Consider the following 19,529-nt stretch of genomic DNA (forward strand, 5'->3'; position numbering starts at 1 on the left):
GGTTCTGGGGATGTGTCGCGTGAGCAGCGTCTCATTCGTGACCGAGCGTCGCCCGTCATGTTCACGTAATTCCGGTTCATTTCCTGGGGATTTGAAGTAAGTGACGGGGGTGGAATTCACGGAGGGTGACCGTGAATTCTCACAGGGGATCACAAGAAACGCGTGCAACTGGAACCTCCTGCTTGTCCCTTTGCGTCTTGGTCGCTTACGTTCGCCACCAATCCGGACGGACGCCCAATCCTGCCGCCGCCCGGAATCCGCAACTCACCGGTGAACGGCAGGAGCGGGGGACCCACAGGTAGAACCGCCTGTTCCGGTCTCCGGAACGGCTAGGGGTAAAGCCGCGTTTCGACGCGACCGGGCATCTCCAGCTCGCACCCGACAGCTCACCTCGTAGGCGCCGGAGAGGAATTCGTCATGCCCGCGAAGGGTAAGCACCGCCGCCCGAAGGCCCAGCGTTTCACCCGCTCGATCGCCGTTGCCGGAACCGGCGGAGCCGCACTCGCCCTTCCGCTCATGGGGGCCACCGGCGCCCATGCGGCCACCCCGCAGTCCGTTTCGGAAAAGGCCGCGCAGTCTTCCACCGCGACGGTCGAGAAGACGGCCACTGAAAAGAAGGCCGCCGAGAAGAAGGCCAACACCAAGAGTTCGGGCGTCAAGACCTATTCGGTGCGAGCCGGGGACTACCTCTCGAAGATCGCCGACGAGCAGGACGTCAGCGGCGGCTGGACGAGGATCTACCAGGACAACCGCAAGGCCATCGGCAGCAACCCGTCCCTGATCCACCCCGGCTTGAAGCTCACGCTCGGCGGAAAGGCCGCGACGGGTAAGACGGGTAAGACGGACACCACCAAGTCGTCGTCCTCTTCGTCTTCTTCAGCCTCCTCGTCCTCGTCCTCGTCTTCTTCGGCTTCCTCGTCCTCGAACACGTCGACGAGCGACGCGACCGACACCACGAGCACCAGCACCTCCAGCGGCTACACCCTCCCCGTGGCCGGTGCCACCGTCGGCACCGCCTACCACACGGCGGGCAGCATGTGGTCCAGCGGCTACCACACGGGCGTCGACTTCGTCGTCCCGACCGGTACTTCGCTCAAGGCCGTGGCCGCGGGCACGGTCGTCTCCGCCGGCTGGGGCGGTGCGTACGGCAACCAGGTCGTCATCAAGCTCGCCGACGGCTACTACGCCCAGTACGCCCACCTCTCGTCGCTCTCCGTCTCCAGCGGCCAGACCGTGACCGAGGGGCAGCAGCTCGGCCTCTCCGGTGCGACCGGCAACGTGACCGGCCCCCACCTCCACTTCGAGATCCGCACCACGCCGGACTACGGCTCGGACGTGGACCCGGTCGCCTACCTCCGCTCCCACGGTGTCTCCGTCGGCTGACACCCGCGCCTGAAGCGCCCCCACGCCACCGAAGGCCGGACCCCGATCCCCGGGTCCGGCCTTCGGTGTGTCCACTGCTCCCCGTTCGTGATCGCTGTGTTGCCTCTTTGTGGCAGGGGTGTCCAAGGCGTCGGCAGGGGAGGGAGGGTGAGGCGACAGTGATCCCGTTCCCGAAGGAGTCGTATCCCGTGACGACCACGCGTAGAACGTTCGGAGCCCTCGCCGCCGGCACCGCCCTCGCGGCGCTCGCTCCGACGGCGGCGAGCGCCGCGCCCCGCCACCGCCGGCTCATCGCGCACGACGACTTCCGCCACGGTCTCGGGCAGTGGGTCGCCGAGTTGCAGGGCGGCGGCACCGTCACCGCCTCCCGCGGTGTCCTGGAGATCGACGTGCCGAGCGGTGCGACGGTCTGGTTCAAGCGGAGGCTGGAGGGGCCGTACGTTCTCGAGTACACCGCCACGCCGGTGTCCGAGGGCGGGGTCAACGACCGGGTCTCCGACCTCAACAACTTCTGGAACGCCACCGACGTGCGCTCCCCGGACGACCTCTTCGCCACCGTGCGGGGCGGCGCGCTCGACGAGTACGACTACCTCAGGACGTACTACGTCGGCTACGGCGCCAACACGAACACCACGACGCGGCTGCGCCGGTACGTGGGGGAGCCAGGGGTCCGCCCGCTCGTCTACGACTACACCGAGCCGCTGCTCACCGCGAACGAGCCGAACCGGGTCCGGATCGTCTCGGACGGGTCGACGGTGCTGTGGTGGAACAACGGGCGGCTCGTCTTCGACTTCACGGACCCGGAGCCGTACACGAGCGGGCACTTCGCCTTCCGGACCGTGTGGAGCCACTTCAGGATCACAGAGTTCCGGGTGTGGCGGTTGACGCCGGAACAGCCCTGATCGGAGGGTTATTCCTCAGTTGGGAAAGCCTTTAGCAGTGGCTTATGTCACCGTCCGTCAACCCCTTATTACGGTCGCGTAGGTCACACCCGAAGAGGAATCATGCCGGTGTGGCAGACGATTCGAAGAATGACAACAGATCAGTGATCGGGTCGTACGTGGCGGTGGGGGACAGCTTCACCGAAGGCGTCGGCGACCCCGGCCCCGACGGGGCGTTCGTCGGCTGGGCCGACCGGTTCGCGGTACTGCTCGCCGACCGGCGGCCCGAAGGCGACTTCGGCTACACCAACCTCGCCGTGCGCGGCAAACTGCTCGACCAGGTCGTGGCGGACCAGGTCCCGCGGGCCATCGAGCTCGCGCCCGACCTGGTCTCGTTCTGTGCGGGCGGCAACGACATCCTCCGGCCCGGTACCGATCCCGACGAGGTCGCCGAACGCTTCGAGCGGGCGGTCATCGCACTCACCTCGGCCGTCGGCACGGTGGTGGTGACGACCGGCTTCGACACCCGTGGCGTGCCCGTGCTGAAGCATCTGCGCGGCAAGATCGCCACCTACAACGGGCATGTGCGGGCCATCGCCGACCGATACGGTTGTCCGGTGCTCGACCTGTGGTCCCTGAAGACCATCCAGGACCGTCGTGCCTGGGACGGCGACCGGCTGCATCTGTCTGCGGACGGCCATACGCGCGTGGCGCTGCGCGCCGGGCAGGTCCTCGGGCTCGACGTACCGGCCGACCCGGACCAGCCGTGGCCGCCGCTGCCACCGCGTGGCACGCTCGACGTCCGGCGCGACGACGTCCACTGGGCCCGCGAGTACCTGGTGCCGTGGATCGGGCGGCGGTTGCGCGGGGAGTCCTCGGGCGACCATGTGACGGCCAAGGGGAGTCTGTCGCCGGACGACATCAAGTCGCGCATCGAGGCGGTCGCTTGAGCGGGCCGGGCTGGCTCGACCAGTGAGGTGACGGCGCGGGAATGGCGCGCGGACGGGTGCGGACCCCGGTGCCGGGATGGGCGCGACCTGTCCGCGCCGTCCGGAGGGGCCGTATCCGTATCCCCGCACACCTTCCCCGCGCCACCGCCACGCTCGCCGCCGCCCTCCTCGCCCTCGGCCTGTCGGCCGTCGCCGCGCCCAGTGCGACCGCGCTGCCCAAGGGCGCCGCAGTCGCGGGGCACAGCGAGCCGACCCCGGCGACCGTCACCGTCACCGGCCAGGGCAGCGCCACGGCCGCACCCGACGCCCTGCTGCGTGCCGTACGCGAACACGGTGTCGCCGACCGGGACGTCCGTACCGAAGAGTTGTTCCTGAACCCCGTCCACCAGTACCAGGACGGCACCTCCCAGCTGACCGGCTACCAGGCCGCCCCTCCACGGTGGCCGTCGACGCACCCGCTGCCGGCGCGGGCGTGCCGGTCGCCCCCGGCGAGATCGAGGACACCGTCACGCTGACGGCCGTGTACGAACTGCGGTGACCGTCAGGGGAGGCGTCTCACCGCTCCGAGGTGGTCAACGCCTCCCGCTCCAGCCCCAGTTCCCGGGCCAGCGCATCCTCGACCCACTCGTGCGCACGCGCGCGTGACACCGCACCGGCGTACGACGTCAGCTGTACGGCGAGGCCGTCAAGGAGGGCCGTGAGGCGCAGGGCCGTGCCGGCGGGGTCCGGGCAGCGGAACTCGCCGGCGGCCACCCCTTCGGCGATGACCTCGACGATCGCGGCCTTCCACTCCTTGTCGAGGTCACGGGTGACCTCCTGAAGGGCGGGCTCGCGCAGCGCCGCCGCCCAGCCCTCGATCCACAGCCGCCATCCCTTGGCCTGCCCTGTCGGCGCGTACCAGCGCACGGCCGCCCGCAGCCGGCGCAGCGCGGTCGTACGGCGGCCGAGGAGCTTGCGCAGTTGTGCGAGGTCGTCCTCGGCCGCGTAGGTGAACGCGGCGGCGACCAGCTTCTCCTTCGTCGAGAAGTGATACAGCACCAGCGCGTTGCTCACACCGAGCGCCGAGGCCACATCGGCGATCCTGACCGCCGCCACGCCCCGCGCCTCGATCTGATCGATGGCGGCCCGCAGCAACTCCTCACGCCGCTCCGCCACGCTCAACCGCACTCTTGCCACGCCGTCACCCTAATCCGTGGCAGGTGAGGGTGACGAAGAGCGGGTCACCGCGCGTGGCCGCTGTCACCGGTACCAGCCGAACCGCTCGGCGATCACCGGCAGTTGGTCCGCGACGAGGGCGTGTGCGGCGGCCCGCGGAGTCGTCCGGTCGGCCTCCGCGCGGGCCAGCATCAGGTAGGTGAGGGCGCGCATCGAACGGCGGATGTGCGCGAACGCCTCGTCCGCGTCCGCGCCGATGTCGCCGAACAGCGTCCACCACCACCAGGCGTTCGTCCCGGAGTTGACGACCACGTCCGGCAGCACGGTGACACCGCGCCCGGCGAGCAGTTCCTCAGCCTCCGGCAGCACGGGCATGTTGGCCGCCTCGACGATCCAGCGCGCGGTGATCCGCTCCTGGTTCGCCGTGTCGATCGTGTACGAGACCGCCGCCGGCACCAGCACCTCCGCCTCGACCGACAGCCAGGCGTCGCCGGGCAGTTCGCGATCACCGGCCCGCAGCACGGAGCGGTCCACGGTGCCGAACGCGTCCCGCGCGGCGAGCAGCGCGTCCACGTCGAGGCCCGCCGGGTTGGCGATGGTGCCCTTGACGTCGGCGACGGCCACGATCGTCAGACCCGCGCGCGTGAGGAAGCGCGCCGTGGCGCCGCCCATGGTGCCGAGGCCCTGCACGGCCACGCGCGTGCCCGCCCACGGCACCGACGCCCGGTCCAGGGCGGCGAGCAGCGACTCGGCGACCCCGCAGCCGCCGACGAGTTCGTCGAGCCCGATGCCGTCCACCTCCACCGCGAAGGCGTCCGCGAGCCGCTTGCGGGCCACGGCCTCGTCGTCGAGCAGCGGATAAACGGCCTGGATCGACGAGATGAGCCCCGCCTCGGCGGCCGCCCGGTCCACGAGATCCTGGGTGAGGCCCAGATCCTCGCCCGTGGTCCAGAAGCCCTCGATGTAGGGCCGCATGGCACGCAGATAGCGCACGAGCAGCGCGTACGACTCCGGGTCCCGGGGATCGCAGTCGATGCCGCCCTTGGCGCCGCCGAGAGGGACGTAGCGGCTCTCGGGGTCGTAGTGCAGAGCCTCTTTCATGGTCATGCCGCGGGCGAGCCCGGTGACCTCGTCGAGGGTGCAGCCCTCGCGCATCCGCAGACCACCGCTGGAGACACCGCGCACCAGCCGGTCGACGACCAGGAAGCCCTGGCGGCCGGTGAGGTGGTCGGTCCAGGTGAGGGAGAGCAGGGGAGCGCCCTGAGGGGTTGCCATGCGGGCAATATACTGAACCGGCGTTCAGTTGCGCGCCGCCCCTCCGGGGTGGCCCGGGCGGCCCGGGTGCGCCGCGTGCCCATCCGGTCACGTTCCGCCGCATCTTTGGTCTTTCCTTGGAAACCGGGGGCTGTGACCCGGTCGACCCGGGAGCTGTCAGTGGGGGCGACCATAATGGAAGGTCTCACCCACTCCACTTGGAGGCATCGTGACCGGTTTCCGTTCCCTGAGCTCCGGGCTCCGTGCGCTGCGGCCCGCGGCCTTCGGCGCGGACTCGAGCGGTGAGCGCCTGGCGCGCATCCACAGGTCACCGCACTTCGTGGACGGGGTCTTCAAGAACCCGCCGGGTGCCGCCCGGCCCGACGGCGCCATGCTCGAGTTCGCGAAGTCCTCCTTCCGTAAGGAGGACCGCGCCCTCCGCGCCCCGGTCGGGACGGTGCCGGTGCACGCCACGACCCTCGCCGACCTCGCCAAGGCCCCGGCCACCGGACTCCGGCTGACCTGGATGGGCCACTCCAGCGTGCTCGCCGAGATCGACGGGCAGCGCGTGCTCTTCGACCCCGTCTGGGGCGAGCGCTGCTCCCCCTTCTCTTTCGCCGGGCCCAAGCGGCTGCACCCGGTGCCCCTGCCGCTGGCCGCGCTCGGCCCGGTCGACGTCGTCGTCATCTCGCACGACCACTACGACCACCTGGACATGCCCACGATCGAGGCGCTGGCCGGCACGGACACCCTGTTCGCGGTGCCGCTGGGCGTCGGCGCCCATCTCGAACGGTGGGGCGTCTCCGCCGACCGGCTGCGCGAACTGGACTGGCACGAGGAGACCCGGGTCGGCGGGCTCACCCTCACGGCGACCCCGGCCCGCCACTTCTGCGGCCGCGGCCTGCGCAACACGCAGCACACGCTGTGGGCCTCCTGGGTCGTGGCCGGCGAGGAGCACAGGATCTACCACAGCGGTGACACCGGATACTTCGAGGGCTTCAAGGACATCGGCGCCGCGCACGGCCCCTTCGACGCCACGATGATCCAGATCGGCGCGTACTCCGAGTTCTGGCCCGACATCCACATGACGCCCGAGGAGGGCATGCGCGCCCACCTCGACCTCCAGCGCGGTGAGCCGAGCGGCGTGATGATGCCGATCCACTGGGCCACCTTCAATCTGGCGGCGCATCCGTGGTCGGAGCCCGGTGAGGGCACGGTGGCGGCCGCCCGCGCGGTCGGCGCGCGTATCGCCCTGCCGCGCCCCGGCGAGCCCTTCGAGCCCGCCGCAGAGACGGTCCCGTCCGAGCTGTGGTGGCGCGGAGTGGCCACTCCTCCGGTGGGCGGCTGGCCTGAAGTCGACGTTCCGACTGGTGTGCCGGCCGAGGCGCCGGCCGACACGGCCGGTGACGTTCCGGGGACTTCGGCCGAGAGCGCCGGCGACCCCGAAGCCGTCCCTTCGGGCTGATCCCCGAGCGGGAAACGACAGCCGGCGAGGGCCGGGGAGCGGATGACTCCCCGGCCCTCGCCGTTTCTTTGCGACCGGTTCTGACCAGGTCGGATCGATCGATTTCCGTTCGGCGGTCATTACCCGAGGGGCTTATCGGTCTGTCGTACGAAGCCTCATACCAGAGCGGGACCGTCTCCGTGGGACTTTGTCAACTGCCCACCGCACATGATGCGTTGGCGACTACTGTGAGTGTCCGTCGGGCGACGCAGGGCCGAATTTTTCGGCTCTCTCGACCGGCACCGCGATGGCGCATGCCCGAGTCGCGCACCCCGCGCGACCCCACAGGCCCGACGGACCAGTACGAGGACGACGATGTCTCACCTTCGCGCACCGGCCGCACGCGCAGAACGCCGTGAGGGCGGACGGCACGGGCGCCCGGTCGCCCGCACCGTCCCCTCGCTGCCCGAGACCCAGATACGGCCCCAGCTCCTGCGTCTCGCCGTGCTGCCGCCCGTCGCGGTCGCCCTCGGCGCCAGCGCGGCCGTCCTGTTCACCGTCCGCTCCACCGGCGCACGGACCAGCCTCTCCCTGTACGGAGTGCTCGCCGGAGCGGTCTCGGTCGCGCTCGTGGGCATTGTGATCGCCGCCGTCGCCGCGAACCGCGCCGCCCGGTCCGTGAGTGACCGCATCGGCGCCCTGCGCCGCCACAGCGCACGCGGCGAGGCCGACCTGCGCACCCTGGTCGAGGCGCTGCGCCGCGGTGAGGTCCCGCCCAAGCGCAAGCCGCGCAGCGGGCCCCCGGACGACGCCGACGACTTCGAACTGCTCGCCGCCGACCTGGCCCGCGCCCACGACGGAGCCGTCACCGCCGTCGTCCAGGCCGCACAGCTCTCCAGCCAGGCGGGCAGCGAACAGAAACTGGAGGTCTTCGTCAATCTCGCCCGGCGCCTGCAGTCCCTGGTGCACCGCGAGATCTCGATCCTCGACGAGCTGGAGAACGAGATCGAGGACCCCGATCTCCTCAAGGGCCTCTTCCACGTCGACCATCTCGCCACCCGTATCCGCCGCCACGCCGAGAACCTCGCCGTGCTCGGCGGCGCCGTCTCCCGCCGGCAGTGGAGCAACCCGGTCTCCATGACCGAGGTGCTGCGCTCGGCGATCGCCGAGGTCGAGCAGTACTCACGGGTCAAGCTCGTACCGCCGATCGACGGCACCCTGCGCGGGCACGCCGTCGCCGACGTCATCCACCTGCTGGCAGAACTCGTCGAGAACGCCACGGTGTTCTCCGCCCCGCACACCCAGGTACTGCTGCGCGCCAACATCGTCACCTCGGGGCTCGCCGTCGAGGTCGAGGACCGCGGCCTCGGCATGCCCGTCGGCGAGCAGAGCAAGATGAACGCCCTGCTCGCCGACCCCGACCAGGTCAACGTGGCCAGCCTGCTGGCGGACGGCCGCATCGGACTGTTCGTGGTCTCGCAACTCGCCCGCAGACACGGCATCCACGTCCGGCTCCAGACCAACATCTACGGCGGAGTCCAGGCCGTACTCGTTCTGCCGCAAGGGCTGTTGGGCACCGCGCCGGGCGCCCCCGGGATCGTGGCACCGCCGCAGGAGCACACGGGCCCGGGCAGACAGGCCGCCGCGCCTGCGCCTCCCCAACGCCCCCAGCACAGGGCCGGGACCGAGCCCGGGCCCGCCGCGGCGACCAGGGTCTCGTCCACGGCATCGACCGTCGCACCACCCCGGCAGTCACGGGAACCCTCCCGGGAACCGCGGCATGCCACCCGGGCCGCGACGCCGGTGGCGACCGGTGGCGCACCGGCGCCGCTGCCCATGCGCGGCACCCACGGGGAGCGGCCCAATCCCGCGGAGGCGCTGCCCGGCATCAGGCCCGATGACCGGCTCACCGTCGCGGAGCACACAGCTGTGCCGCCCACTCCGCGCAACAGCACCGTCCGCGGCACCATGGGAAAGCCCCAACTGCCCCGCCGCCGCGCCCAGGAACACATCGCACCCCAACTCCGCGAGGGCCCGGCACCCCGCCAGGACGCCGAGCACCTCGTCGGCCACGACCCGGGCCTGATGGCGGCCTTCCAGCGCGGCATCGGCCTCGCGGAGGCCGCGCAGCTCATCGATTCGCCCCCAGCGGAGTCCGGCCACACAGGGGCCGGTCACACAGAGCCCGGCCATACGGAGGCGGGCCACATGGTGTCCGGGCACATGGAGGCGGGCCACATGGAGACGGGTCACATGGACCCTCCCCACATCGACACACCCTCGTTGGGTGCGCCACCCCACATGGATGGGACGCTCATGACCACGACGTCCTCCATAGACGTTCCGCCCATGGACACGGCCCGCACCGTCGAGGCGCACCCCTCGCGCGCGCCCGCGTCCCGCGAGGCGCACCGCGCGCGTGACGGCGTGGCCGCGCCCGGACACGACCTCACCACCCGGCACGACGGGAGCGCACCAGCCGGATGACCACCTCCGTACGCACCCCCACGACCCACCCCGTACCCGCCCCCACCTCCAGCGCTCCCGCAGACCTTCGTACCTCAAGGAGTCGATCCACCATGGCGAGCGATGCGCCGACCGGCCATGTATCCGATCTCGACTGGTTGATGAGCGGCCTCGTGCAGCGTGTGCCGCACACCACCAGCGCGGTACTGCTCTCCTGCGACGGGCTCGTGAAGTCGGTCCACGGGCTCGACCACGACAGCGCCGACCACATGGCCGCCCTGGCCTCCGGTCTCTACTCCCTCGGACGCAGCGCGGGCGTCCGTTTCGGAGACGGCGGGGACGTCCGGCAGGTCGTCGTCGAACTCGACTCGACCCTGCTCTTCGTCACCACCGCCGGCTCCGGCACCTGCCTCGCCGTGCTCGCCGGCCGAGAGGCCGACGCCGCGGTGCTCGGCTACGAGATGGCGATGCTGGTCAAGAGCGTCCGCCCGTACCTGATGACCGCGCCCCGGCAGCACGCCGCAGAACCCTCGGCGATGAGGCCTTGAGCGTGGCGACGGCCGGCGACGGGCCCTGGCTCGACGACGCGGCCGGACGGCTCGTGCGCCCTTTCACGGTCAGCAACGGCCGGACCCGGCCCACCATCGCGCTCGACCTCCTGTCGCAGGTGATGGCCACCGGAGCCACGCCCCTCGGCTATCTCGGCCCCGAGCACGCGCAGGCGCTCGACCTGTGCCGCGCGCCCGTCTCGGTGGCCGAGGTCGCCGCCCATCTGAAGCTGCCGGCGGTGGTCACCAAGGTGCTGCTGTCGGACCTCGTCGACTGCGGTGCACTGACCACCAAACCGCCCGAGTTCCACCACAACCCCACTGACCGGTCTCTTCTGGAGGCAGTGCTCGATGGACTACGACGACAGCTCTGATCTCTTCCCCACCGCACTCAAGATCCTGGTGGCGGGAGGCTTCGGAGTCGGCAAGACGACCTTCGTCGGCGCGGTGAGCGAGATCGCGCCGCTCAGCACGGAGGAGCTGCTCACCACGGTCAGTGCCGCGACCGACGATCTCGAAGGCATCGAGAACAAGGTCGAGACGACCGTGGCGATGGACTTCGGCCGCATCACCCTCGACCCGGAACATGTGCTCTACCTGTTCGGCACGCCCGGGCAGGAGCGGTTCTGGTTCATGTGGGACGAGCTGTCCGAAGGCGCGCTCGGCGCGGTCATCCTGGCCGACACCCGCCGCCTGGAGGACTGCTTCGCGGCCGTCGACTTCTTCGAGCAGCGCGGCCTCGGCTTCATCGTCGCGATCAACGAGTTCGACGGCTCGTACCGCTACGACCCCGAGGAGGTGCGCGCCGCGATAGATCTCGACCCCGGGATCCCCGTGGTCCGCTGCGATGCGCGGATCTCCAGTTCCGGAGTCCAGACCCTGCTGACCCTCGTACGCCATCTCATCGCCCACGCTCCGGCGCCGGCGCCGAGCCATGGTGCCCACATGTGATCCCCGCACACCGCCACGGAGTACCTCTATGACCTACGTCCACAGGGACGGAGTCCGCCCATGAGCTACGACCCGCCCCGCCCGGCCGGTCGTCTGCTGCTCACGCCCGAGGACAAGGAGGCCCCGGCGCGGATGCGACGGCTGCGCGGGCTGGGCCTGGGGGAGCATCCGGACCCTGGGCTCGACGCGTTCGCGGACCATCTCGCCGAGCTCACCGGGGCGCCGTACGCCATGGTCAACTTCATTGACGAGAACCGGCAGTTCTTCGCCGGGCTGCATACTCCGGGCGGTTTGGGACTGCGCAGGCCCGCCGTGAACGGGGAGGGCGCCAAGCCCGAGGTCGGCCGTCAACTGGCGCGAGATTATGGGTTCTGCCCCCATGTGGTGGTCCGACGTAAGGCGCTGGTTCTCGAAGACGTCTGCGACTACCCGCGGTTCGCGGGGAATCCGGTCGTCGACGAGTTCGGTATCCGTTCCTATCTGGGCGCACCCCTCATCGACACCACGGGGATGGTGCTGGGCACGGTGTGCGTCGTCGACACGGAGCCGCGGCCCTGGGGGAAAGCGGGGCTGGAGACCATCAAGTCGACGGCGGCGGAGCTGGTGGCCCGGCTGGAACTGCTCGGCGGGGGATAGCCGAACGGTCGTATGGACCTGGTCGCCAATAGGCGACAAATCGGCCAGTTGAGCCGGGGCGGAGGCGTGAAGCAAAGCTGCGGCGCCGCTTAAGAAATCCTCGATGGACCCGGGACGCGGACGTAGGGCAGATTGCTACCCGAATCCACCCCTCTCCCCGGAACGGGCGCCTTCGGCATGTCCGGACCCGGGAACTCATGCACAGGAGCCGTGGCGTTGAAGGCGCTGGTCAAGGAGAAGGCGGAGCCCGGGCTTTGGCTCGCGGACGTTCCGGAGCCCGTCGTCGGACCCGGCGACGTACTGATCAAGGTCCTGCGGACCGGAATCTGCGGCACCGATCTGCACATCCGGGCCTGGGACGGCTGGGCGCGGCAGGCGATCCGCGCGCCGCTGGTGATCGGGCACGAGTTCGTCGGCGAGGTCGTCGGGACCGGCCGTGACGTCGACGGCATCAAAGCGGGCGACCGGGTCAGCGGCGAGGGCCACCTGGTCTGCGGAAAGTGCCGCAACTGCCAGGCCGGCCGCCGCCATCTGTGCCGGGCCACCGTCGGGCTGGGCGTCGGCCGGGACGGCGCCTTCGCCGAGTACGTGGTGCTGCCCGCCGCCAATGTGTGGGTGCACCGTGTCCCCGTCGACCTCGATGTCGCCGCGATCTTCGACCCGTTCGGCAACGCCGTGCACACCGCGCTCTCCTTCCCGCTGGTCGGCGAGGACGTCCTGATCACCGGCGCCGGACCGATCGGTCTGATGGCCGCCGCGGTGGCGAGGCACGCCGGTGCGCGCAACGTCGTGATCACCGATGTGAGCGAGGAACGCCTTGAGCTGGCCCGCAAGATCGGCGTGAGCCTCGCCCTCGACGTCGGCAAGGCGACCATCGCCGACGGCCAGCGCGAACTCGGCCTGCGCGAGGGCTTCGACATCGGCCTGGAGATGTCCGGCCGCCCCGAGGCGATGCGCGACATGATCGCCAACATGACGCACGGCGGCCGCATCGCGATGCTCGGCCTGCCCGCCGAGGAGTTCCCGGTCGACTGGGCCCGGATCGTCACCTCGATGATCACCGTCAAGGGCATCTACGGCCGTGAGATGTTCGAGACCTGGTACGCGATGTCGGTCCTCCTTGAGGGCGGTCTCGACCTCGCCCCGGTGATCACCGGCCGGTACGGCTACCGCGACTTCGAGGCGGCGTTCGCCGACGCGGCGAGCGGCCGCGGCGGCAAGGTCATCCTGGACTGGACCCTGTAAAGGAAAGTGACGATGTTCGAATCCGTACGCGACGACCTCCGCACCACCCTCGACGAGATCCGCGCCGCGGGACTGCACAAGCCCGAGCGCGTCATCGGCACCCCGCAGTCCGCGACCGTGAACGTCACCGCCGGCGGCCGCCCCGGTGAGGTCCTCAACTTCTGCGCCAACAACTACCTCGGCCTCGCCGACCACCCCGAGGTCGTCGCCGCCGCCCACGAGGCCCTCGACCGCTGGGGTTACGGCATGGCCTCCGTGCGCTTCATCTGCGGCACGCAGGAGGTGCACAAGGAGCTGGAGGGACGCCTTTCCGCCTTCCTCGGCCAGGAGGACACCATCCTCTACTCCTCCTGCTTCGACGCCAACGGCGGCGTGTTCGAAACGCTGCTGGGCCCGGAGGACGCGGTCATCTCCGATGCGTTGAACCACGCCTCGATCATCGACGGCATCCGCCTGTCCAAGGCCCGCCGCCTGCGCTACGCCAACCGCGACATGGCCGATCTGGAGCGGCAGTTGAAGGAGGCCGACGGCGCCCGGCGCAAGCTGATCGTCACCGACGGCGTCTTCTCCATGGACGGTTACGTGGCGCCCCTGCGTGAGATCTGCGACCTCGCCGACCGCTACGACGCCATGGTCATGGTCGACGACTCCCACGCCGTCGGCTTCGTCGGTCCCGGCGGCCGCGGCACCCCCGAACTGCACGGCGTCATGGACCGCGTCGACATCATCACCGGCACGCTCGGCAAGGCACTCGGCGGAGCCTCCGGCGGCTACGTGGCCGCCCGCGCCGAGATCGTCGCCCTGCTGCGCCAGCGCTCACGGCCGTACCTCTTCTCGAACACCCTCGCCCCGGTGATCGCCGCCGCGTCCCTGAAGGTGCTCGACCTGCTGGAGTCCGCGGACGAGCTGCGGATCCGGCTCGCCGAGAACACCGCCCTGTTCCGCCGTCGTATGACCGAGGAGGGCTTCGACATCCTCCCCGGCGACCACGCCATCGCGCCCGTGATGATCGGCGACGCGTCCGTGGCCGGACGGATGGCGGAGCTGCTCCTGGAGCGCGGGGTGTACGTGATCGGCTTCTCCTACCCGGTCGTGCCGCAGGGCCAGGCCCGTATCCGCGTGCAGCTGTCCGCCGCGCACTCCACGGAGGACGTGAACCGGGCGGTGGACGCGTTCGTGGCGGCGCGGGCCGAGCTGGCGGGCTGAGTACTCCGGCCGAGCTGAGAGAATCGATCTCATGATCGAGGCGCGGCGGCTCCACATCCTCCGTGCGGTGGCCGACCACCGCACGGTGACGGCGGCTGCCGCCGCGCTGTACCTCACCCCCTCAGCCGTCTCCCAGCAGCTCACGGCCCTGGAGCAGGAGACGGGCCACCGACTGGTGGAGCGCGGTGCCAAGGGTGTACGGCTGACTCCGGCCGGCGAGATCCTGCTCAGCCACACCAACCTGGTCCTCGCCCAGCTGGAGCGGGCCGAAGCGGAGCTGGCCGCGTACAGCTCGGGTGCGGCCGGCACGGTCACGGTCGCCTCCTTCGCGACCGGCATCGCGCTGGTCGTCGCGCCCGCCGTGGCCCGCCTCGCCCGGACGGCGCCCGGCATCCGTATCCGCGTCCACGACGCCGAGGGCGACGCCAGCCTGCCGATGGTGCTGGACCGGCAGGTGGACGTCGCCGTCGCGGTCGAGTATCGAGGGGCCCCGCCCGCCGACGATCCGCGCCTGACGCACGTCCCGCTCTACGCCGAGCCCTTCGACGCGGTCGTCCCGGTGAGCCACCGGCTGGCCGACGCGCACGAGGTGCCGCTCGCCGAACTGGCCAAGGACCCGTGGATCGGCCCCTATCCCGGCAACCCCTGTCACGACGTGGTCGTCCTCGCCTGCGAGAGCGCCGGCTTCCAGCCCCGCCTCGAACACTCCTCGGACGACTTCCGTGCCGTGGTGGCGCTCGCCGCGGCCGACGCGGGCGTCGCACTCGTGCCCCGCTCGGCGCTGCGCGGCATGGACCTCACGGGCGTGGTCGTCCGCCCCGTGGACGGCACCGCGCCCACCCGCCGCGTCTTCGCCGCCGTACGCCGGGGAGCCGAGGAGCACCCGTTGATCAGCCCGGTGCTGAACGCGTTGGGCGAGGCGGCGCACGCGTAGCCGCCGGTGACGTGAGCCGGCCGTAACCAGGGCGTCTCATATCCGGGATAGCGTCTCGAATATGAGACAAGAGATGGCTGAGCACTCCCTGTCTCCCGACCCCGTGGACATCCGCCTCGGCGCCAGGCTGGCCGAGCTGCGGGCCGAACGCGGTTGGTCACTGGGGGAATTGGCGGAACGCAGCGGAGTGAGCCGGTCGACGCTGTCCCGGGCCGAGCGGGCGGAGACCAGCCCCACGGCTTCCCTCCTCAACCGCCTCTGCGGTGTCTACGGGCGGACCATGTCCCAGCTGCTCAGCGAAGTCGAGACGGAGCCCGCCCTGCTCGTACGGGCCGCCGCGCAAACGGTGTGGAAGGACCCGTCCTCCGGCTTCGTACGACGGTCCGTGTCCCCGCCCCACACCGGTCTGCGCGGCGAACTCGTCGAGGGGCGGCTCACGGCCGGCGCCGACATCTCCTACGACCGTCCGCCCGTGCCCGGACTGGAACAGCACATCTGGGTGTTGGAGGGCGCGATGGAGGTGACGGCACAGGACGTCGCGCACCAGCTCGACGCCGGCGACTGTCTGCGCCTGCGGGTGTGGGGGCCGACACGCTTCAGGTGCCTCGGCGGCGAGGGCGTGCGGTACGTGCTGGCGGTGGTGCTGCCATGACGGTCGTACGACTGGACGCGCATCGACTGCTCGACTCCATCGAGGAGTTGGCCGACCTGCTGACCGACACGGTGAACGGCGGCGCCTCGATCGGCTTCCTCGCGCCCCTCGACCGGGCGGCGGCCCTCGCCTGGTGGAAGGAGCGAGCCGCGGCCGTGGCCTCCGGTCAACTCGCCGTGTGGGCGGCCCGCGACGCCGACCGGCTCGTGGGCACCGTGAGCCTCGCCTTCCCGGACAAGCCCAACAGTCGCCACCGCGCCGAACTGGTCAAGCTGATGGTTCACCGGGACGCCCGCGGACAGGGCCTCGGCCGCGGCCTCCTGGCCACCGCCGAGACCGCCGCCGTCGCGGCCGGCATCACCCTGCTGCACCTGGACACCGAGACCGACAGCCCGGCCGAACGCCTCTACCGCGCCGCCGGTTGGACCCCGGTCGGCGCGATCCCCGACTACGCGGCGGACCCGGGCGGGGTCCTGCGGCCGACGACGATCTACTACAAACAGCTGGGGGCAGGCCCTCCCACCAGGTGACTGTCAGTGGGAGCCGCTACGGTGCCAGTCATGCCGGATGCCGAAGACGTACGTCGTATCGCCCTGTCCCTCCCCGAGACGACGGAGAAGATCGCCTGGAGCATGCCCACCTTCCGGGTCGCGGGCAAGATGTACGTCACGTTGCCCGAGGAGGAGACGTCCATCGCCGTGCGCTGCCCCAAGGAGGAGCGCGACGAACTGGTCCTGGCCGAACCGGAGAAGTTCTGGATCGCCGATCACGAGGCAGGCTTCGCCTGGGTCCGGGCCCGGCTCGCCGCGCTGGACGACGAGGACGAGCTGCGGGACATCCTCACCGACTCCTGGCGCCAGGCGGCGCCGCCCCGACTGCTCGACGCACACCCCGAGTTGGGGCTGCCGACCGCGGACTGAAAACTCCTCGGGCGTTGTCAGTGCCCCGTGGCATGATCCGAAGGCGTGGGAGGTGGGTGGAGGATCGGCCGGGAGGGGAGCGGGGCATGACCGGGACGTCGTCGCAGGGCGAGCGGAGGGCGGGGCGCCGACCTGGTGACAACGTTGCCGGAGGCGAGGCTGCCGGTCACGAGGGACATGGGCCATCGAAATCGCACCCCTCCCTGTGGTCACGCGACTTCGCCCTGTTCTTCGTGGCGCGGGCCGTCGCCCGGCTCGGCGACACCATGCTGCCGGTCGCCCTCGCCGCCGGCCTGCTCCAGCACGGGTACGGGGCGGGCGCGGTGGGCCTGGCCATGGCCGCGACGGCGGCGGCCTTCGCCGGGTTCGTGGTTTTCGGCGGGGTGTTCGCGGACCGCTTCAACACCCGCAGGCTGATGATCGGCGCCGACCTGGTGCGCGTGGTCACCCAGGCGCTGGCCGCCGCGCTCTTCTTCTCCGGCCATGTGGTGCTGTGGGAGATCTGCGCGCTCGGCTTCGTCAACGGCGTGGCCGGCGCCGTCTTCCAGCCCGGCGTCGCCAGCACGGTGCCCCGCCTCGCCATCGACGTCCAGGGCGCGAACGGCGCGATACGCATCGCCGAGGCGGCGGCCCAGCTCTCGGGCCCCGCCCTCGCCGGTATCCTCGTCGGCTTCGCCTCACCCGGCGGCGTCTTCGCGGCTCATGCCGCCACCTATGTGGTGAGCGCCCTGTGCCTCCTGCTGCTGCGCCTGCCCCCGCTCGCCCCGGACGACGGCCCGGCATCCCACGGGAGAAGCACCTTCCGGGCCGATCTGGTCGAAGGCTGGCGGGAGTTCAGGTCGCGTACCTGGCTGTGGGGCGTGATCGCCGTCTGGGGTCTCTACATGATCGCCGTCACGGGCCCGAGCGTCCCGCTGGTCGCGACGGAGGTGGTCCAGGAGCACGGCCCGCGCGTCTACGGCCTGGTGAACTCCGCCCTCGGCGCCGGCACGGTGATCGGCGGCCTGCTCGCCCTGCGCCTGCGCCCCCGCCGCATGCTCCGTGCCGGGGCGATAGCCCTGATCGGCTTCGGCGCCTTCCCGGCAACCGTCGGCGCCGGCCTCGGCGTGCCTGCCATGGCGGCCGGAGCCGCCGTCGCCGGGGCGGGCATGTCCTTCTGGAGCGTGATGTGGGCGACCAGCGTCCAGACACAGGTCCCGCCCGACGCCCTCAACCGTATCCACGCCTACGACGTCGCCGGCTCCCTCGCCCTGATGCCCGTCGGTCAAGCCCTCGCCGGACCGTCCGCCGACGCCTTCGGCGCCGACCACGTACTCCTCGTCTCCGGGGCGATGAGCCTCGTCGTCTGCGCCGCCCTGCTCTCCGTACCGGCGATACGCGACCTGGTGCGCGTCGACGCGACGGTGACGGGACCGGGCTCGGCGGCGGCAGGGGAGCGAATACGACCGGCGAGCGGCTGACCAGGGGCAATCAGCCCCATATGACCTCAACCAAACTTCAGGTCGAGAAAAAGGCGTGCGCGACCATCGACCCGAGTGCGGTATTGTTTCCATGCACGTTCGGCCAGGCGAAAGCCCAGGTCAGGCGGGCAACGGGACGTGGCGCAGCTTGGTAGCGCACTTGACTGGGGGTCAAGGGGTCGCAGGTTCAAATCCTGTCGTCCCGACGGTGTGAAGGGTCTTCACAGGCGAGAGCCTGTGGGGGCCCTTCTTCGCGTAGGTCTGATCCCGGCTTCGGCGTTGAGCATGCCGCTCATCGGCCCTTGATCACCAGTCGGACAGACGGCCTCGTGAATGTGCAAAGCTGGATTTCTCGTCGCGAGGATGACGCTCTTCGGCCTGGGAACGGTGAGTACGGATGAGCTCGAGTTCCGGCGGTGCCCCGAATCCCGGGCCGACCCGTACCCACAACGGCCCTGCCGTCTCCCGTCGGCAGTTCGACGCACTCTTCGAGGCGGTTCGCACGTGGGGTCGCTGGGCCCCGGCCGACCGCGGTGCCTGGAACCGGGTGACCGCGGACCGCGTGCGGCGCGCCACGGACAGAGTGCGGTCCGGGAGGGTCGTCCAGATGGCGGTGCCCTGGAACACCCGGGCCGGCCCGGACAACCGCAAGCCCGCCCTGCACCACATGACCGATCTCGGTGACGTGGAGAGTCCGGAACCCTCCACCTTCAAGGACTTCATCGGCGCCGACTACCACGGCAAGGGCGTCACCCACCTCGACGCGCTGTGTCACATCGCCTACCGGGGGCAGCTCTACGACGGCCGGACGGCACACGAGCTCGTCGATGCCGCAGGCGCCCGCTTCGGCGCGGTGTCGGCGCTCGGGCCCCTCGTCACGACGGGTGTGCTCCTCGACTTCCCCGCCGTCTTCGGGATCCGCTGGCTGGAGCCGGGGCAAGCGGTGCACGCAAACGACATCATCGCCGCCGAGAAGGCGCTCGATGTGGCGATCGGCGAGGGCGACGCGGTGCTGATGCGCTCCGGGCATGTCCGTCGCCGCGGGGAACTCGGTTCCTGGGACCCCGACACGGCGAGCGCCGGCTTCCATGTGGACGCCGTACCGCTGCTGGCCGAGCGTGGCATCGCGCTGCTCGGCGGGGACGGCGACAGCGATGTACGGCCCTCGCCCGTGGACGGCGTGCATTCGCCGGTCCACGCGCTGGCGGTGGCCGCGATGGGGGTGCCGCTGCTGGACAACCTCGACCTTGAAGAGCTCTCCGTAGCGACCGCCGAGGCGGGGCGGTATGAGTTCCTGCTCGTCGTGGCACCGCTGAACGTCCCGGGCGGGACGGGCTCGCCCGTAAACCCCGTCGCCATCCTGTGACAACCGACCAGTCCGGTTACCGTGCGTGAGAGACCTTACGAATCGTGACTCATATCCCTGATGCCCGTATCCTCGTCA

Annotated in this window: 20 protein-coding genes, 1 tRNA gene and 1 riboswitch; of the genes, 19 read left to right on the forward strand and 2 right to left on the reverse strand. The window is 70.8% G+C overall.

Annotation, left to right across the window (positions count from 1 at the left end; translation table 11 throughout):
• Window positions 1-237 precede the first annotated feature (237 nt).
• A riboswitch (cyclic di-AMP (ydaO/yuaA leader) is annotated at window positions 238-415 on the forward strand.
• Window positions 416-417: 2 nt separating this feature from the next.
• The 4 genes from AC5DRG_RS44750 to AC5DRG_RS44765 all read left to right on the forward strand — a co-directional run bounded on the left by AC5DRG_RS44750 (window position 418) and on the right by AC5DRG_RS44765 (window position 3,729).
• The gene (locus AC5DRG_RS44750; RefSeq protein ID WP_491805783.1) at window positions 418-1,383 is read left to right on the forward strand and encodes a M23 family metallopeptidase; all 966 of its coding nucleotides are present in this window, start codon (window positions 418-420) and stop codon (window positions 1,381-1,383) included.
• A gap of 188 nt (window positions 1,384-1,571) precedes the next feature.
• On the forward strand, window positions 1,572-2,285 hold the full coding sequence (locus AC5DRG_RS44755; RefSeq protein ID WP_491805785.1) for a DUF6250 domain-containing protein: 714 nt from the start codon (window positions 1,572-1,574) through the stop codon (window positions 2,283-2,285).
• A gap of 143 nt (window positions 2,286-2,428) precedes the next feature.
• Window positions 2,429-3,214 (forward strand): SGNH/GDSL hydrolase family protein, encoded by a 786-nt coding sequence (locus AC5DRG_RS44760; RefSeq protein WP_491813329.1) that lies wholly within the window; start codon window positions 2,429-2,431, stop codon window positions 3,212-3,214.
• A gap of 41 nt (window positions 3,215-3,255) precedes the next feature.
• On the forward strand, window positions 3,256-3,729 hold the full coding sequence (locus tag AC5DRG_RS44765) for a hypothetical protein (protein WP_491805787.1): 474 nt from the start codon (window positions 3,256-3,258) through the stop codon (window positions 3,727-3,729).
• Window positions 3,730-3,769: 40 nt separating this feature from the next.
• Here the strand turns inward: AC5DRG_RS44765 and AC5DRG_RS44770 are convergent, their stop codons facing one another.
• Together AC5DRG_RS44770 and AC5DRG_RS44775 are read right to left on the reverse strand one after the other, a co-directional pair.
• A complete protein-coding gene (locus AC5DRG_RS44770) occupies window positions 3,770-4,390 on the reverse strand; it encodes a TetR/AcrR family transcriptional regulator (protein WP_491805789.1) in 621 nt (206 codons plus the stop codon).
• Window positions 4,391-4,453: 63 nt separating this feature from the next.
• Window positions 4,454-5,644 carry a glutamate dehydrogenase gene (locus tag AC5DRG_RS44775; RefSeq protein WP_491805791.1) on the reverse strand — a complete coding sequence of 397 codons (1,191 nt, stop codon included), beginning with the start codon at window positions 5,642-5,644 and terminating at the stop codon, window positions 4,454-4,456.
• A 208-nt stretch (window positions 5,645-5,852) separates the two neighbouring features.
• On the opposite strand from AC5DRG_RS44775, the gene AC5DRG_RS44780 reads away from it, so the two are divergent.
• The 15 genes from AC5DRG_RS44780 (at window position 5,853) to AC5DRG_RS44850 (ending at window position 19,451) form a co-directional block, all read left to right on the forward strand.
• A complete protein-coding gene (locus AC5DRG_RS44780) occupies window positions 5,853-7,088 on the forward strand; it encodes an MBL fold metallo-hydrolase (protein WP_491805792.1) in 1,236 nt (411 codons plus the stop codon).
• A 354-nt stretch (window positions 7,089-7,442) separates the two neighbouring features.
• Window positions 7,443-9,554, forward strand: a complete 2,112-nt coding sequence (locus AC5DRG_RS44785; RefSeq protein WP_491805794.1) for a sensor histidine kinase — start codon at window positions 7,443-7,445, stop codon at window positions 9,552-9,554.
• 92 nt (window positions 9,555-9,646) lie between these two features.
• On the forward strand, window positions 9,647-10,081 hold the full coding sequence (locus tag AC5DRG_RS44790) for a roadblock/LC7 domain-containing protein (protein ID WP_491805796.1): 435 nt from the start codon (window positions 9,647-9,649) through the stop codon (window positions 10,079-10,081).
• Window positions 10,082-10,083: 2 nt separating this feature from the next.
• The gene (locus AC5DRG_RS44795; RefSeq protein ID WP_491805798.1) at window positions 10,084-10,455 is read left to right on the forward strand and encodes a DUF742 domain-containing protein; all 372 of its coding nucleotides are present in this window, start codon (window positions 10,084-10,086) and stop codon (window positions 10,453-10,455) included.
• Complete coding sequence (locus tag AC5DRG_RS44800) at window positions 10,433-11,032, forward strand: GTP-binding protein (protein WP_491805799.1); 600 nt, start codon at window positions 10,433-10,435, stop codon at window positions 11,030-11,032. The genes AC5DRG_RS44795 and AC5DRG_RS44800 overlap by 23 nt, the downstream gene beginning before the upstream one ends.
• A 60-nt stretch (window positions 11,033-11,092) precedes the next feature.
• On the forward strand, window positions 11,093-11,668 hold the full coding sequence (locus tag AC5DRG_RS44805; protein WP_491805801.1) for a GAF domain-containing protein: 576 nt from the start codon (window positions 11,093-11,095) through the stop codon (window positions 11,666-11,668).
• Between the two features lie 216 nt (window positions 11,669-11,884).
• Window positions 11,885-12,913, forward strand: a complete 1,029-nt coding sequence (gene tdh / locus AC5DRG_RS44810) for an L-threonine 3-dehydrogenase (protein WP_491813330.1) — start codon at window positions 11,885-11,887, stop codon at window positions 12,911-12,913.
• A gap of 12 nt (window positions 12,914-12,925) precedes the next feature.
• The gene (locus AC5DRG_RS44815) at window positions 12,926-14,119 is read left to right on the forward strand and encodes a glycine C-acetyltransferase (protein WP_491805803.1); all 1,194 of its coding nucleotides are present in this window, start codon (window positions 12,926-12,928) and stop codon (window positions 14,117-14,119) included.
• A 31-nt stretch (window positions 14,120-14,150) separates the two neighbouring features.
• Window positions 14,151-15,053, forward strand: coding sequence for a LysR family transcriptional regulator (locus tag AC5DRG_RS44820; protein ID WP_491805805.1), 903 nt, complete (start codon window positions 14,151-14,153; stop codon window positions 15,051-15,053).
• Between the two features lie 73 nt (window positions 15,054-15,126).
• Window positions 15,127-15,705, forward strand: coding sequence for a helix-turn-helix domain-containing protein (locus AC5DRG_RS44825; RefSeq protein WP_491805807.1), 579 nt, complete (start codon window positions 15,127-15,129; stop codon window positions 15,703-15,705).
• Window positions 15,702-16,235, forward strand: coding sequence for a GNAT family N-acetyltransferase (locus AC5DRG_RS44830; protein ID WP_491805809.1), 534 nt, complete (start codon window positions 15,702-15,704; stop codon window positions 16,233-16,235). Before AC5DRG_RS44825 ends, AC5DRG_RS44830 begins: the two co-directional genes overlap by 4 nt.
• Before the next feature lie 30 nt (window positions 16,236-16,265).
• Window positions 16,266-16,625, forward strand: a complete 360-nt coding sequence (locus tag AC5DRG_RS44835) for an MmcQ/YjbR family DNA-binding protein (protein ID WP_491805811.1) — start codon at window positions 16,266-16,268, stop codon at window positions 16,623-16,625.
• Window positions 16,626-16,711: 86 nt separating this feature from the next.
• Window positions 16,712-18,085: an MFS transporter gene (locus AC5DRG_RS44840; protein WP_491805813.1), complete on the forward strand. Its 1,374-nt coding sequence runs from the start codon at window positions 16,712-16,714 to the stop codon at window positions 18,083-18,085.
• A 132-nt stretch (window positions 18,086-18,217) separates the two neighbouring features.
• Window positions 18,218-18,291: transfer RNA gene (locus tag AC5DRG_RS44845), tRNA-Pro, on the forward strand.
• A 191-nt stretch (window positions 18,292-18,482) separates the two neighbouring features.
• Window positions 18,483-19,451 (forward strand): cyclase family protein, encoded by a 969-nt coding sequence (locus AC5DRG_RS44850; protein WP_491805815.1) that lies wholly within the window; start codon window positions 18,483-18,485, stop codon window positions 19,449-19,451.
• The last annotated feature ends 78 nt before the right edge of the window (window positions 19,452-19,529 follow it).

The sequence above is a fragment of the Streptomyces sp. JLBG701 genome (genome assembly GCF_058544905.1).

Coding starts and splice junctions, on each gene's coding strand:
- AC5DRG_RS44825 (WP_491805807.1), top strand. CDS start 15,127: ATGGCTGAGCACTCCCTGTCTCCCGACCCCGTGGACATCCGCCTCGGC.
- AC5DRG_RS44805 (WP_491805801.1), top strand. CDS start 11,093: ATGAGCTACGACCCGCCCCGCCCGGCCGGTCGTCTGCTGCTCACGCCC.
- AC5DRG_RS44765 (WP_491805787.1), top strand. CDS start 3,256: ATGGCGCGCGGACGGGTGCGGACCCCGGTGCCGGGATGGGCGCGACCT.
- AC5DRG_RS44785 (WP_491805794.1), top strand. CDS start 7,443: ATGTCTCACCTTCGCGCACCGGCCGCACGCGCAGAACGCCGTGAGGGC.
- AC5DRG_RS44835 (WP_491805811.1), top strand. CDS start 16,266: ATGCCGGATGCCGAAGACGTACGTCGTATCGCCCTGTCCCTCCCCGAG.
- AC5DRG_RS44850 (WP_491805815.1), top strand. CDS start 18,483: ATGAGCTCGAGTTCCGGCGGTGCCCCGAATCCCGGGCCGACCCGTACC.
- AC5DRG_RS44790 (WP_491805796.1), top strand. CDS start 9,647: ATGGCGAGCGATGCGCCGACCGGCCATGTATCCGATCTCGACTGGTTG.
- AC5DRG_RS44820 (WP_491805805.1), top strand. CDS start 14,151: ATGATCGAGGCGCGGCGGCTCCACATCCTCCGTGCGGTGGCCGACCAC.
- AC5DRG_RS44775 (WP_491805791.1), bottom strand. CDS start 5,644: ATGGCAACCCCTCAGGGCGCTCCCCTGCTCTCCCTCACCTGGACCGAC.
- AC5DRG_RS44750 (WP_491805783.1), top strand. CDS start 418: ATGCCCGCGAAGGGTAAGCACCGCCGCCCGAAGGCCCAGCGTTTCACC.
- AC5DRG_RS44800 (WP_491805799.1), top strand. CDS start 10,433: ATGGACTACGACGACAGCTCTGATCTCTTCCCCACCGCACTCAAGATC.
- AC5DRG_RS44830 (WP_491805809.1), top strand. CDS start 15,702: ATGACGGTCGTACGACTGGACGCGCATCGACTGCTCGACTCCATCGAG.
- AC5DRG_RS44840 (WP_491805813.1), top strand. CDS start 16,712: ATGACCGGGACGTCGTCGCAGGGCGAGCGGAGGGCGGGGCGCCGACCT.
- AC5DRG_RS44815 (WP_491805803.1), top strand. CDS start 12,926: ATGTTCGAATCCGTACGCGACGACCTCCGCACCACCCTCGACGAGATC.